The organism is Prosthecobacter sp. (genome assembly GCF_049294395.1).
GTDB lineage: Bacteria > Verrucomicrobiota > Verrucomicrobiia > Verrucomicrobiales > Verrucomicrobiaceae > Prosthecobacter.
In genome coordinates, this window is the sequence record NZ_JBAQCR010000360.1 from 1 (window position 1) to 12,691 (window position 12,691).

Consider the following 12,691-nt stretch of genomic DNA (forward strand, 5'->3'; position numbering starts at 1 on the left):
GAAGTGCAGAAGCTTTACGCCCTTCTGCAGCAAAGCGTCGATCAGGAAATCCAACACCCCGGCTTTGTTCCTCAAGCCAATGACCGCCCCAACAACAACGGAAACGGTCATCAGCAAAATGGACGCACCTACCAGATCATTGGTAATGGTCGTCAGCACAGCAACGGTCAGAACCACCAGCCCAAAGCTGTCGGTGATGCCTGGAACTGCACAGACGGCCAGAAGGGTTTTATCCTTCGGATCGTCAACGAAAACCCCAGCATCACCAAACAGGTAGCGGAGGATATGTCCCAGATGCTGTTCGGTATCGGCGTCAAGCAGCTCAACAAGATGCAAGCCTCACAGCTCATCGAAGATCTGCTGGTGAAGGTCGGTAAACCCGCGCCTCGTCAAACACGCTGGCAGCAACATCAACCCACCAACCACCAAGCAGCATGAACACACTCGCTGAAGCTCCACCCAAAGAGCCCAGCGAGAAGGACATCATCACCGGTTTGCAGGAACAGGTATCAGCCTCACGGCTTTCACTGTTTCTGCAATGCCGGCTGAAGTTCTTCTTCCGCTACGTGCTCAGGCTCAAAAAGCCAAAAACACCAGCTCTCCATCTCGGAAATTCGGTTCACTCCGTCTTGAAGGAATGGAACAAAGCGAGGTGGCTGCTCAAACCGCTAACGCTCAAGGAGGCTTACGAGTCATACCAGAAAGCGTGGACGGATGAAAACGAAGGAAAGGTGGTGTGGGAACCCGGTGAGGAGAATGACGACAAAACCACAGGATGGCGGCTCGTGGATACCTACCTCCGCGAATCCCATGTCCCGGCAATGGTTAAACCTGAAGCCGTGGAAGTCCCTGTGGAAGTCGATCTGGTCAACCATGGTTTACCCCGGTTGATCGGTGTTCTCGATCTGGTGCAGCAACGCCAGGTCATTGATTACAAAACCTCCGCCACCACCCCCAACCCGGAAAAGGTCGCTCACTCTCACGAAATCCAGACCACCAGCTATGCAATCCTCTACCGGCACAACACTGGCAACAAAGAGGAAGGCATCCAGCTTCATCATCTGGTCAAACTCAAAAACCCCAAGGTCGTCATCACACGACTTCCTTCCATGAGCCAGCAGCAGGAAACCCGGCTGTATCGACAAATGGAGGCATACCTCACAGGACTCCAGCATGAGCAATTCGTTCCTTCACCTGGGATGCACTGCTCAAGCTGCGAGTTCTTCAATGAATGCCGAAAACATTAAACCCCAAAGGAAAGCCGGTTCTCATCATGGGCACCGGCTTTTCTTCACCACCACAACAACCCATGAAAAAACTCATTCAACTGCTTCTGCTCAGCATCATTCTTGTGAGCTGCACCCCTGCCCAGGCCTCTTGGTTTGGGGGTTCGGATCTCAATATCAAGCTGGGGAATCTCGAACATCAGCTCAAAATCCAACAGGGAAAGACCCATGAACTCAGCCAGATCGCATGCTTCCTCGGCATCGCGTGTGTGCTGTTCTTCATCGTCGGAACCGCCATAGGAGCCAAAACACGTCATGATGCCACACAACCCACCGCCTGACGAATGGGAGGAAGATTCTTCACTGGATCAGTCTCCTCAACGTCCCAAAAACTGGGTCTCCAACTGCCGTGTGTTCTTCGGAAAACACTGGCAGCCCAAGACACTGACACCTCCCAAGGTCGATCCCCAGCTGCAGGAGCTATCCTTTGCTGAACGTCCCGCCGAGGTGCTGCGCTACACCGTGCGCAAAGCTGAATTCTGGCTCTCACCCAAGGGTCATCTGCGCGAATGGCTGCGATTCAACATCAAAGCTGCCGTCCTGCTTGGTATTCCTGCATTGCTCGTGGTGCCTCTGGTGACATTTGCGCTTGGCCAGTTCAACACCTGGACAACCCTTCTCGCACAAACAACGTCCAACATGGTGCTTTTTCCAATGTCGGCTTTGCTTGTGGTGGGGCTGATCAGTGGACTGATCTACATCGTGAAGTCTGCCATGATCATGCGCCTGCGTTCCAGCCAACAAAGACGTGATCCCTACGGCTACTGACACTCCCCAACAACAAAACCCAAGGGCCGGATGATCTGTCACAGGATTGTCCGGCCCTTTTCATATCCAGAAAGGAACATCAAACATGCAACCCATCACACTGCCCATTGCGGAGCTTAAACCCGCGCTGGCAGGAATTGGTAAAGTGATCAACCCCAGAGCCACCTTGCCAGTTCTCCATCACATTAAAGTGGAGCGAACATCCGATGGTTGGATTGCCCTTACAGGCACCGACCTCGACCGCTTTATCACAGTTCGTTTTGAGCATCCAGCAGAAGGACCGCCGACTGCTGTGCTCATTCCGTATGACCAACTCACACAGATAACCAAAAACTGTGGTCGTGGCGAAAACCTCATCATCGACCAAACTCCCCACGGACCCGTTATCAAATTCACCCTGGCCGACAGTCTTGGTGAACAGAAGGTGCCGCCTGTTCCTGTGGGTGAGTTTCCGGTCACACCACGCATCAAAACAGACGCTATTCCACTACCTGCTGATCTGCGTCAATCCATCCACGAAGCGATGGACTGCACCAGCACCGACGAAACCCGCTACATCCTCAATGGCGCATACATCGATACCAGTAATCCCAAGGCCAACTACATTGTGGGCACTGACGGAAAGCACCTGTACAGCGCAAACTCGTTCACACTGCCGTTGAAGAATTCTGTCATCATCCCGAGTCACAAGTTCTTGGGCTGGAAGGAGTTCAATAACGACGGTGAATGGCAACTCCGGACAGACGACACAAACATCCAGATCAGCAGCCGTCGGTGGAGGTTCATCAGCAAACAGATCGAAGGCAATTATCCCAACTGGAGGCAAACCATCCCAAGTCCTGATACTGCCAAGACACACATCACCATCGACCCGGCAAAACTGGAATCGGTCATCAAGCTCATCCAGCGCATGCCTTGTCACGATACAGAACGCTACCACACCATCGGGCTTGATTGGAATAACGGTCAATTCCTGCTCCTGGGAAAAGACCAACCAAACGAACCATGGCTGCGCGTTCCTGTGCCAGACATCAAAGGCACTGGTCCTGAAATGACGATCTTCCTGAATCGTCGTTTCCTCATCAAAGCACTGCAATACGGGCTCAACACCATCAGCCTCATCTCATTTGTCTCGCCTCTTCGTTTTCACAACAAGGGCCGGCAAATGATCGTGATGCCTCTTCGCCCAGATGGAAGCAGCACCCAGCCACAAGCACACCAAAAACCCAATCCGGTGAATTTGCCACCAACACGGTCAATTCCACCACCAGCACCACCCACACCTAAGCCCATGATCACAAACCCTACATCAGAAGGACCAGCACCATCGAACGAACAGAAAAACGCAGTGGAAGAAGCCATCGACATGACCTTGCTCATTCGTGACAAGCTCAACGAAGGATTCAACCTGCTGCGCGATCTGTCTGTGAAACTGAAAACTATCAACCGTGACCAGAAGACCAGCGCACGTGAAATGCAGTCGGTCAGATCAACTCTCAGGTCCATCCAAGGGCTGAAGATCTAAACCATCCCCAACGACAAAACCCGGAGGAGAACCAGATGCGTTTCACACGTGCCTGGTTCTCCTTCTTCATTTTTATTAATCTCGGACTTCTCGGACGGGTATTTTGATATTCTGAATTCTAAAATATATCTCTTTTCTTATCTAAAGAGAGGATTCGTTCAGTCAGACAAATCCACAGCCGGCGAGCAGTGGTAAACACACGTCCGACAGGTCCGAACAACCCTACAGAGCCAGTCATGCCTACATCGGTGTGTCTGGCTCTCCTCGTTTATGAAGCGCATCTCATCCATCGTCTTCGACAAACATGAGCAGCTAAAGAGAGCCACGATCATCACTCCTCTCGGCACCATCAAAGTCGAATGGAGGAATGTGGCTGGTGATCGCTACTGGACATCCTCGGGTGATCTAGCAGCCAAACAACTCGCTGTTCCTGTCATCCAAAGAATCGAGCGTCTGTTTTTCTGACGCTTTCAACCCCAAACCCAAACACCACCATGATTGCAAACCTCGACCCTCACCCGGTCATCGCCACACGTAAAACACCCAACCTCATTCTCCACTGCGGCGCTCAAAACGTCGAAATGGATGAAGTGCGTAAAGTCAGGACGCCACGCTCCACAAATAGCTGGTGCCCCATCCCACATCACCAGCTCATCAGCCAGGTTCAAAACACCCTCAAGACCACCAACCTGCGTATCGGCACTCAAGCGCACTCTCTGTCGCATGAAGGTCAACGCTATTTTGGTCTGATGGAGATTCATGCTCAGAAATCCAGCGACGATTATTGCTGGGTTCTGGGTCTCCGTAACAGCCACGACAAGACCTTCCCTGCTGGAATTGTTGCTGGTGCCTCGGTCTTCGTTTGCGATAATCTCTCGTTTTCAGGCGAGATCAAATTCGCACGCAAACACACCCGTTTCATCGTTCGTGATCTGCCGCAACTGGTCAGTCGTTCCATCGGACTCCTGCTCACCAAATGGTATGATCAAGATAAACGCATCGCCGCCTACAAAGAAGCGGACATCAGTGACATTGAAGCGCATGACCTGATCATTCGCGCTACTGATGTCGGGGTGTGTTCCAACCGTCTGATTCCTCCGGTGCTCAGTGAATGGCGCGAACCCAGACACGATGCATTTGAAGGAAGAAATGTGTGGTCGCTGTTCAATGCGTTCACCGAGTCTCTGAAAGATGGAAATCTGTCAGAGCTGCCCAAACGCACAGAAGCCCTCCACGGACTGTTGGATACGCATGTGGGCCTGAGTGCGTGAGAAGGGAAGGGATTCGTTTTATTCGAGTCCCTTTTCTTTAGCTGTGGGGCCGGAATCGGCAGTCAGCTGTTGCAGCGTGATGATTCCAGCGTAGCTGCTTCCGCAGTCATATCCCCGACTTCCGACATCAATGCCACCCAAACCTCACGCGAATGGGCCATGATAACCTTGGGATGCTGTTGCCAAAATGTTTGACGCGTGCCGTGCCAGCAGCTCAGATTCATCTGGATCATGGGCCTTGCGAATCTCTTTACGAAGTGCATTTGAAGTGGGACAATAGATTTGAATCATCCCCCGCCCTACGCAGGTATTTTTAACCCCTTTTTGCACCACCTCAACAATCGTGTCAGAAACCTTTCGCAGTGATCGTCAAAAACGACTCTTTGACTCTGTGATCAGCAAAGTCGAAGCGATCGGCTATGGGGGCAAGCTTTGCCAAAAAGGCTATGAGATTTCCGATTGGTTTGGCGGTTCCTGCGAAAGAATCAAGGTCCCTGCCGCCACTTTCGCCAGGGAGCCAGCCGACTATGACTCGGCATGTTTAGCCGTCTTTCTTCAAAACGGAGGAGGCCCGCCACTGCGTTATCGTTCTCTGGGTGCTCCTTTTGGTATCGAAGTTCAAGAAGACGCCATCGTGCCATGGACGATTGGCCGAGATGCTTCGACGACACGCGCTCCTGTGGGCAGGATTCCTGCCGATGCCTTGGATCGTTTCTTCGCCACAATCAAGAGAAAATGGAGTCCCGCAGAGGTGCTCCGTTCCAAAAACATCGGTACCGGTGTATCCAGTGCAGAGATTGACTGGATAGACATGGGGCTTCTTTCCGCCTTGGAAAGCGAGATCAGTGACAAGTTGGATGGTATGCTTGCGAAGGCGCTTTTGGCTGGCCAGAAGGCCTATCAAAGCGCAACCGGGACCCCCCCTGACGTAGAGGAGCTTTACCGTTTGGTATTCCGGCTGCTAGCGGGAAAGGTTTTTCATGATCGCAAGGTGGGGGCATTCCGTCAACTTGATGCGAATCAGAATGCACGAGAAGTGTTACGTGCAGTCTGCGACTACTATCAGGAACCGAACAACTTTCTTGCCAATCGAGAGGCCCAGCAGGCGGCGGCATCGGCACTATGGACAGGATTGAGCTTTCAGAACCTCTCTGTCGATGCTCTGGCGTTCGTTTACGAAAACACGCTGGTGGATGACAAACTGCGAAGTGACAACGGAATCCACAGCACGCCTCATCGAATTGCCCGTTACATAGTGGAGAAACTTCCCTTCGAAAGCATTCCCGAAAATGATCGGGTTGTGGTCGAGCCGTGCTCAGGCCATGGAGTGTTTCTAGTTGCGGCCCTCAAACGAATGCGCGATCTACTTGATCCCGATTGGGATGCCAAAAAGCGGCATCGCTATTTTGCAGAGAGGCTTTTAGGCTTTGAGCTGGATCCTTTTGCCCGCGAAGTGAGCAAACTTTGCCTCACTTTGGCAGATTTTCCTAATCCGAACGGCTGGAATCTTGAAAAAGCAGACGTGTTCACCTCCCGTAAGCTCGGCGATGCATTGGCCAAAGCTCGGATAGTTCTGTGCAATCCTCCGTTCGAGGAGTTTAACAAAGCTGAGCGTGCTCAATACGGCGCGGAGGTTGGCTCATTCAAGCCTCTCGAAGTCTTGCGTCGCGTTTTGCGCGACACGCGGCAGACCGCCTGTCTCGGATTTGTCCTTCCTCGTTCGATGATTGATGGGCAAAGCTATCGTGATGTTCGAGGTGAGCTTGCGCGTCGATAGGGACGCCTTGATCTTGTCACACTACCAGATCGGGTCTTTCGTCATGCCGATGTCGAAACCGTGCTGCTGCTCGCTTCAGGAATCGCGAGCGAGAGGGTGACGGTTCATTTTGGTCAGGTGACCAAGACTACTCTCGCAGGCTTCTATGACCGTGGAGCATTCGCGCGCGAGGATACCGCTAAGGTTGCATTCGAAGATGCCGAGAGGAAGGGGTTTCATGTTCCTGAGCTTCAGTCGATCTGGGATCATTTGGCGCATTTTCCAAAGCTAGATTCAATAGCGACAGTTCACCGTGGGGTTCAATGGCAAGCCCCTTTTGATCCAGATAAATATATATCGTTAAAGCCTAAAGCGGGTTTCGTTCGAGGATTGCGTAATGTGGAACAAGGATTCGAATCCTTTTCTCCCCCACCTGCCTCTTGGTTAAATGCAAAGCCCGAATATAGACTCTTGAATGCATGGGATTATGACTGGTCAAAGCCCAAGGTAATTGCTAATGCTGTCAGGAAATCACGGGGGCCTTGGAGTCTTGCCGCTGCACCCGACGCGACTGGTTTGGTGTGCACTCAGTCCTATCATTGCCTTTGGCCATCGAGTGTCTGGAGCATCAAAGCTCTAGCAGCGCTGCTCAATTCCCCGGTGCCTTCGGCATTCGTATCCGTGCGAGAAGGGAAGAAGCATATTCGCAAGCAGACCCTTCTTTCTTGTCCAATCCCTCGACTATCACCTAGCGAAATGGTAGCTCTCAACGGGCTTGTTGACTCATACATGGACGTGATGAATGAAGGTTCAGCAAGCCGGTTAGAATTGTGGGGTGGTGGCAGCTGGGAGTCCCGCGCAAAACGTATCCTGCTCGAAATGGATGCACTTCTGTTGCGAGCTTACGGACTCCCCCCATGGCTGGAGCGTCGTCTTTTAGATTTCTTTAAAGGTGAGGCTCGTCCCGTTCCCTTTGCTTTTGGTGATTATTACCCGCCTGACTTTGCACCAAATATTCCCCTTCGGGTATTGATCTCTCAGTCTTTCCAGGCCAGCACATCTGCGAAAATTTTGCCGCGGGTGCCACATTTGAAGGATCAAACCCTTAGCGCAGCCTTGGAGGAGGTGGGATAAGCCATGACGGACGTCTATTTGCTCGATACCAACATCATTTGTGCGCTTGCAGATGCGACTCGAACGACTCACGACTCTGCTGTGCGCAGACTCGAAGGCGCTAGAGATTTTGTCCTTCTTCCCTCACCAGCTGTTGGAGAAATCGAATTCGGCATGGCAAAGGCTCTTAACTTGAAGCCAGACAAGCGGCAAATCCTTCGTGATTTCATTGCGGACTTCACTCAAATGCCATTCGACGAGCATTGCGTTGAGCCCTATGCATTTGTTCGTGCCGAGCTCTGGCTTGCTCATGGAACTCCAAAAGCTCGGCCCGGCAGCCATAAAGAACATCATCCCGAGGATCTGCTCGATAAAGTCACAGGAAGCATGTTGGGCATCGACGAGCCTGATTTGCTAATCGCCAGTATCGCGATGGCGCAAAATTTGGTGCTTGTCACCGATGATCGAAATGACGGTATGATGCGCGTGAAGCAAGCCGCCGATGCGGTTTTTCAGAAAGGCCATTTTCCCATTCAGCTGCGTGTTGAAAATTGGTTGGAAGCGAGCTTTTAAAGGCTGTTACGCGAGGTGATGCTTGTTAAAGTCCGCCCGGGGGGATCTCTCTTTCTCTGCCTTTCATCGCTAGCCCCGCCTCGTGCCCTCAGCTTTTCCGTCAGAGTTAAGTCTCAAATGCAGGGCACCGCACACGTGGCTGGCCTTGCCAGAGTCGACCTTAATTTGCTGAACGAGCGAGGCCTTGAGTTCTTCGACCCTCGCAAAGAGAGAACGATTTCTGCGACGCAATTCGCTGATTGCTCTAGATTCTTGGGTGCTCATGTGTGTTCTTAGTTAAATTGTTGACTGACCACACTGAAAAATCTTTTCTTGAGAAATTGGTACTCGATGAGATACTTAAAGGCAAGGATTTCCTTCTCAACAAAATCGAGCATTTGTGCTTCGTCTGAGAAGAATTGCTTGGAGTGGAATTCGATATTTAAGAATCCCAGCGTGGCTTCTTGATGTTGAAGTTGCATCCCCACGTAGTGCTTAATATCGCCACGGTTTCTGCTCTTTTTGTATTTCGTGCAATCCAAGAGGGACACAGTGCTTTGTTTTTGCGTTATCGCTTTAACACATTCATATCCTCGATATTTTGTTTGCCCCATGTCAATCGCCGTGCTGAAAACAGTGTCTCGTTGGGGATCCCAATGCGCTAAATAATGTAAAGTGCCCGATGCAGATGGATCGCTTTCGACGTTTTTCATTTCGTAGACGCTGATGAAGATATCCCGGTTCTTCGGTTTGATGTTTGCAAAAGCCTGCTTCATATGATTCGCAAGACTGTCGACAATATGAGCCACATTGACGTCAAAATTATGAGATTTAGTGAATGTGAGTATGGCTTTAGAGCCTGTTATTAACTTTTGCCGAATAGAGAAGAGAGCAGGAGGGTTGCAAATGCCAGCCAGTGCATGCCAGTCAAAGTCGAGGCCAGACGCTCGTAATCCCTTGAGAGGCGTTTGAAGCGCGCCGCCCAGCCAAAGCTGCGCTCCACCACCCAGCGCTTTGGCAGCAGCACAAAACCCTTCTTGGCCTCCGAGAGCTTGACCACCTCCAGCTTGATGCCGTGCTGTTGTGCCTGGCGTGCAGGCTCCTCACCGGTGTAACCTTGGTCCACATAGGCCAGTTGCACATTCTCTCCGGTGGCTTGCTGGATGTGCTCTGCAAGTTCACCGACCTGCGCGCGCTCCTGCTCGTTGGCAGCCGTCACTTTAACCGCCAGCAGATGCCCCAGAGTGTCCACCGCGATGTGCACCTTGCTGCCTTTGCGGCGCTTGTAACCATCATAGCCGGCCCGGGCTCCGCTTTCAGGCGAGGACTGCAGTGTGCGTCCGTCCATGATCGCCGCCGTGGGCTGGGCCTTGCGTCCTTTGGCCAGACGTGAGAGTTCGCGCAGATCATGGGCCATGGCCTCAAAGCAGCACGCCTTCATCCAGCGCTGCGCCTGCTGATAAACCACCTGCCAGGGCGGCAGATCATGGGGCATCATGCGCCATTGGCAGCCGCAGCGCACGATGTAGCGTAGCGCGTTGAAAAGCTCGCGCAGCGGATAGTCCCTCTGGGGCGCATCTTCCTTCATCAGCACCAGGTAGGGACGGCAAAAGTCCCACTCGGCATCGCTGACGTCACTGGTGTAGTCGGCTCTTGGCTTGTTGCTCGAAGGTTCCATCCCAAGCTTATTGCTTGGACCCTCACCGGTGTACAGCACTTTTTAAAGTTAATAACAGGCTCTAAGGGGGTCCGCTTCCATCTCAGAGAGATGACGTTTTATTTCTTTGTTGATATTGAGGAGGCATGCGTTGATCCGCTCGGGCTCTTGCTTGATTTTATCAAGAGGCTGAAATGCATCTAAAAAGTGGAAGATGATTTTCATGGCGCTTCCATAAATGACAAAACCAATGCAGATGATTTTGAACCCGCCTTTGGCTGCGGGGGTCATGAGCCACGAGAGATACGGGTCGGCGCTGAATCCAGTGATCTTTTGGAGTGAAATATAGGACGCTAAAGCAAGGAGTATGCCGTTCACAACAAGTTGATGATACTTGTTGGTGAGCGCGGTGTGGATTTTTCGGTAACACTTCCGAACCGGCATAGACTTGAATAGATTTAAGGAAAACGGCACAGCTTATTTTTAGCAGTCTCATGAAGCACGGCAATAGGCATTTAATCGAGCAGCAATACAAATCTGCTCATGCTTCGAGTGGGAAATGACCGTGCGATTTTCGTGAATCTGCGCGCTCCTGATCTGAGAATGACCAGATTGCTTTAACCCATACCCGGCGAGCCTAAACGCTTCACCATGGCTTTGAGCAAGCCATGACAGATTTCACATGGATGAGTGGGCCTGAAACCGCGTCCCTGAAGCGCTCGCACGGTCCTTCTCTCAGCCAACCACGAATTGCCGGCTCTTGGACTTTTCATACTGAATCTTCAGGTCGTTGCCGTCCCAAATAGCTGCACAAGACTCCAGCCGGTAATTGTCCCCTTGGTTCCAGCTCATGCCGATAAAATCCTCAATCAAATCCTCCACAAAAACGTGTTCACCGATCTGGATGTCTGGTGGAATGAGGTAGGCCGCAAACGGTTCAGGAAAGGAGTGCGGGTAATAGCGGGTCCAGTCGATGACCATCTCCCACTCCGTATCAAGAAGGCTTCCACGAAAGTCGCCAATGACACGAATCTTCCCAGTGAACCGATTCTGCCACACACAGAATTTGCTACGAATCTTGGCAGATGCTTTCACAACCCTCAGCAGTGGACGAAAACCATCCTTGGCCGCTTTATTGATGGCATCTTCGGTTCGTGCAGTCTTGATCACCCGAAGTTTTTCAGGCGTTTTGTGGTCATTTGCTTTCATGGCGGAACGTCAGGGTGAGATTGGGCTGAGACAGGTCCACTTTCAGGCAGGCGTGTGGATTTTCCTGCATGAGGGTCAACAGGTATTCCTCAGAGCGGTGCGCCGTATCAGTGACAACATGCTGGCAGATTTCACAGGAGCGAGCTGCAGGATCATCTGTCGATCTCAATTTCCGCCAATCCAATCGGAACGGACATTGCAGACGTTTGATTAGCACGCCACCATCCGTAAACAATTGCTGGGTGTTGGGGTTGAATTTCATGGACGCTGACAAGCTTTTGTGAACGATTTGCCTCATGCTACAACGTCAGCTCAAAACGCAACCGTATCGAGTTGGATTCACGCTGCGGATTGATCCAAAGTCGCACCCATGCCCTCCGACCTCAAATCCCTCATCACCGAAGCCACTCGCTACGCTCGCTTCACCATGAAGAAGTGCGGCTGTCTGGCTCCGATCATGATAGCAGCGAGGGACCCAGGCACCATTCTCTTTTCCATGATGATGCACGACTTCAATAGACATGGGCTCAGATTTGAAATCTTTGCTAGACAGGTTGGTTTGTTGCATTCCTGTGTTCCAAAAGATCTCAGCCAGTCAAAGCAATCTTATGGAACTCCTAATTGTTGTTGTGATATTAATATTGGCCACCATGACGTACTTTGGCCGATAATAGACGATTGTGTTATTAGAAATTAATTACGGTCTCCAATTTTAATTCTCTGCCATGGACTGGATACCTCATAATCTCGAAACGAATGTGTGCTACAACTTGGCGTTCAACAGCACTCCAAAACAAGAAACCAAGTCGTCGCCGAATGCAGCGTTGGTTTACATTTCTTTTATGCTGCAGCCTTCGGTGAGGGACTTGTTGGCTGAGTATGGATTTTTCATGTTCGTCGGACACTTCTTGGAGCAAGAATTGAGACAAACGGTGGATGTCTTGGCAGCAGCCAAAGATCCCAAGAAGTTTCAACACAGCCAACGCCATGTGATCTCCGAAGCAAATTTTCATGAGTTAATTAGTCGTCTAGAGACTGACATCAATATTAGCCATGGTGACGGGCGCAAATTCATCTCTCATCTGCACAAGGCCCGCAAATTACGTAATAAGTTTGCACATGCCTTCCTATTTCTAACTGACAATGCCTTCTACCCGTTTTCTGAAGGTGGTAGAAACAAGCTGCGGGATGACCTAGCAAGCGGGCGGAATTTTTTGATCGGCCTCGTTTTGGTGTTAAACGATATAAAGCTCAGATTCTGGAGGGACGCTGCTTATGACCAAATCATCAGTAAAATATTTCCGGCCGAAGAACAAATTAGAAATATGCAGAATTTCTTCAGAACATTGAATGAAAACGAAGATGCACAGGATGGTGACTCTTCCATTTAAGGCTCCAGTGAATCAAAGGGGCCGGTCTATTTAGCTATCCTGCTTCGCCCTTAAACCGCTGATGATTTCCTGTGCCGCCGTGTTTGTGCGCATGTCGTCAACCATGGTTGACCTCCTCAACCGTGGTTTAGCCAAAGCCTGACAAGCTTAAATTCAGCGCAAC

Annotated in this window: 16 protein-coding genes; 11 read left to right on the forward strand and 5 right to left on the reverse strand. The window is 51.1% G+C overall.

The window, feature by feature from the left end; genetic code table 11:
* The 10 genes from WAW39_RS23970 to WAW39_RS24015 form a co-directional block, all read left to right on the forward strand.
* The coding region (locus tag WAW39_RS23970; RefSeq protein WP_422321687.1) for a hypothetical protein at positions 1–438 on the forward strand (438 nt) is incomplete at its 5' end.
* The gene (locus WAW39_RS23975; protein WP_422321688.1) at positions 435–1,247 is read left to right on the forward strand and encodes a RecB family exonuclease; all 813 of its coding nucleotides are present in this window, start codon (positions 435–437) and stop codon (positions 1,245–1,247) included. The genes WAW39_RS23970 and WAW39_RS23975, both read left to right, overlap by 4 nt.
* A gap of 62 nt (positions 1,248–1,309) precedes the next feature.
* On the forward strand, positions 1,310–1,567 hold the full coding sequence (locus tag WAW39_RS23980) for a hypothetical protein (RefSeq protein WP_422321689.1): 258 nt from the start codon (positions 1,310–1,312) through the stop codon (positions 1,565–1,567).
* Positions 1,542–2,054, forward strand: a complete 513-nt coding sequence (locus WAW39_RS23985) for a hypothetical protein (protein WP_422321690.1) — start codon at positions 1,542–1,544, stop codon at positions 2,052–2,054. Before WAW39_RS23980 ends, WAW39_RS23985 begins: the two co-directional genes overlap by 26 nt.
* An 85-nt stretch (positions 2,055–2,139) precedes the next feature.
* The gene (locus tag WAW39_RS23990) at positions 2,140–3,579 is read left to right on the forward strand and encodes a DNA polymerase III subunit beta (protein ID WP_422321691.1); all 1,440 of its coding nucleotides are present in this window, start codon (positions 2,140–2,142) and stop codon (positions 3,577–3,579) included.
* A gap of 270 nt (positions 3,580–3,849) precedes the next feature.
* On the forward strand, positions 3,850–4,044 hold the full coding sequence (locus tag WAW39_RS23995; RefSeq protein WP_422321692.1) for a hypothetical protein: 195 nt from the start codon (positions 3,850–3,852) through the stop codon (positions 4,042–4,044).
* Positions 4,045–4,073: 29 nt separating this feature from the next.
* The gene (locus WAW39_RS24000; RefSeq protein WP_422321693.1) at positions 4,074–4,850 is read left to right on the forward strand and encodes a DUF932 domain-containing protein; all 777 of its coding nucleotides are present in this window, start codon (positions 4,074–4,076) and stop codon (positions 4,848–4,850) included.
* 343 nt (positions 4,851–5,193) lie between these two features.
* Positions 5,194–6,627, forward strand: coding sequence for an N-6 DNA methylase (locus tag WAW39_RS24005; RefSeq protein WP_422321694.1), 1,434 nt, complete (start codon positions 5,194–5,196; stop codon positions 6,625–6,627).
* Between the two features lie 60 nt (positions 6,628–6,687).
* Positions 6,688–7,740: a hypothetical protein gene (locus WAW39_RS24010; RefSeq protein WP_422321695.1), complete on the forward strand. Its 1,053-nt coding sequence runs from the start codon at positions 6,688–6,690 to the stop codon at positions 7,738–7,740.
* Positions 7,741–7,743: 3 nt separating this feature from the next.
* A complete protein-coding gene (locus WAW39_RS24015; RefSeq protein WP_422321696.1) occupies positions 7,744–8,292 on the forward strand; it encodes a PIN domain-containing protein in 549 nt (182 codons plus the stop codon).
* 272 nt (positions 8,293–8,564) lie between these two features.
* Here the strand turns inward: WAW39_RS24015 and WAW39_RS24020 are convergent, their stop codons facing one another.
* The 5 genes from WAW39_RS24020 to WAW39_RS24040 form a co-directional block, all read right to left on the reverse strand.
* Entirely contained in the window at positions 8,565–9,047 is a 483-nt protein-coding gene (locus WAW39_RS24020) for a hypothetical protein (RefSeq protein ID WP_422321697.1), read from the reverse strand.
* A gap of 89 nt (positions 9,048–9,136) precedes the next feature.
* Positions 9,137–9,949, reverse strand: a complete 813-nt coding sequence (locus tag WAW39_RS24025; protein ID WP_422321698.1) for an IS5 family transposase — start codon at positions 9,947–9,949, stop codon at positions 9,137–9,139.
* A gap of 48 nt (positions 9,950–9,997) precedes the next feature.
* Positions 9,998–10,219, reverse strand: coding sequence for a hypothetical protein (locus WAW39_RS24030; RefSeq protein ID WP_422321699.1), 222 nt, complete (start codon positions 10,217–10,219; stop codon positions 9,998–10,000).
* A 444-nt stretch (positions 10,220–10,663) separates the two neighbouring features.
* Positions 10,664–11,137 (reverse strand): hypothetical protein, encoded by a 474-nt coding sequence (locus WAW39_RS24035; protein ID WP_422321700.1) that lies wholly within the window; start codon positions 11,135–11,137, stop codon positions 10,664–10,666.
* Positions 11,124–11,399, reverse strand: coding sequence for a hypothetical protein (locus tag WAW39_RS24040; protein ID WP_422321701.1), 276 nt, complete (start codon positions 11,397–11,399; stop codon positions 11,124–11,126). Before WAW39_RS24040 ends, WAW39_RS24035 begins: the two co-directional genes overlap by 14 nt.
* Before the next feature lie 463 nt (positions 11,400–11,862).
* Between WAW39_RS24040 and WAW39_RS24045 the strand changes: the two genes are divergently transcribed.
* A complete protein-coding gene (locus WAW39_RS24045) occupies positions 11,863–12,528 on the forward strand; it encodes a hypothetical protein (protein WP_422321702.1) in 666 nt (221 codons plus the stop codon).
* Positions 12,529–12,691: the final 163 nt, after the last annotated feature.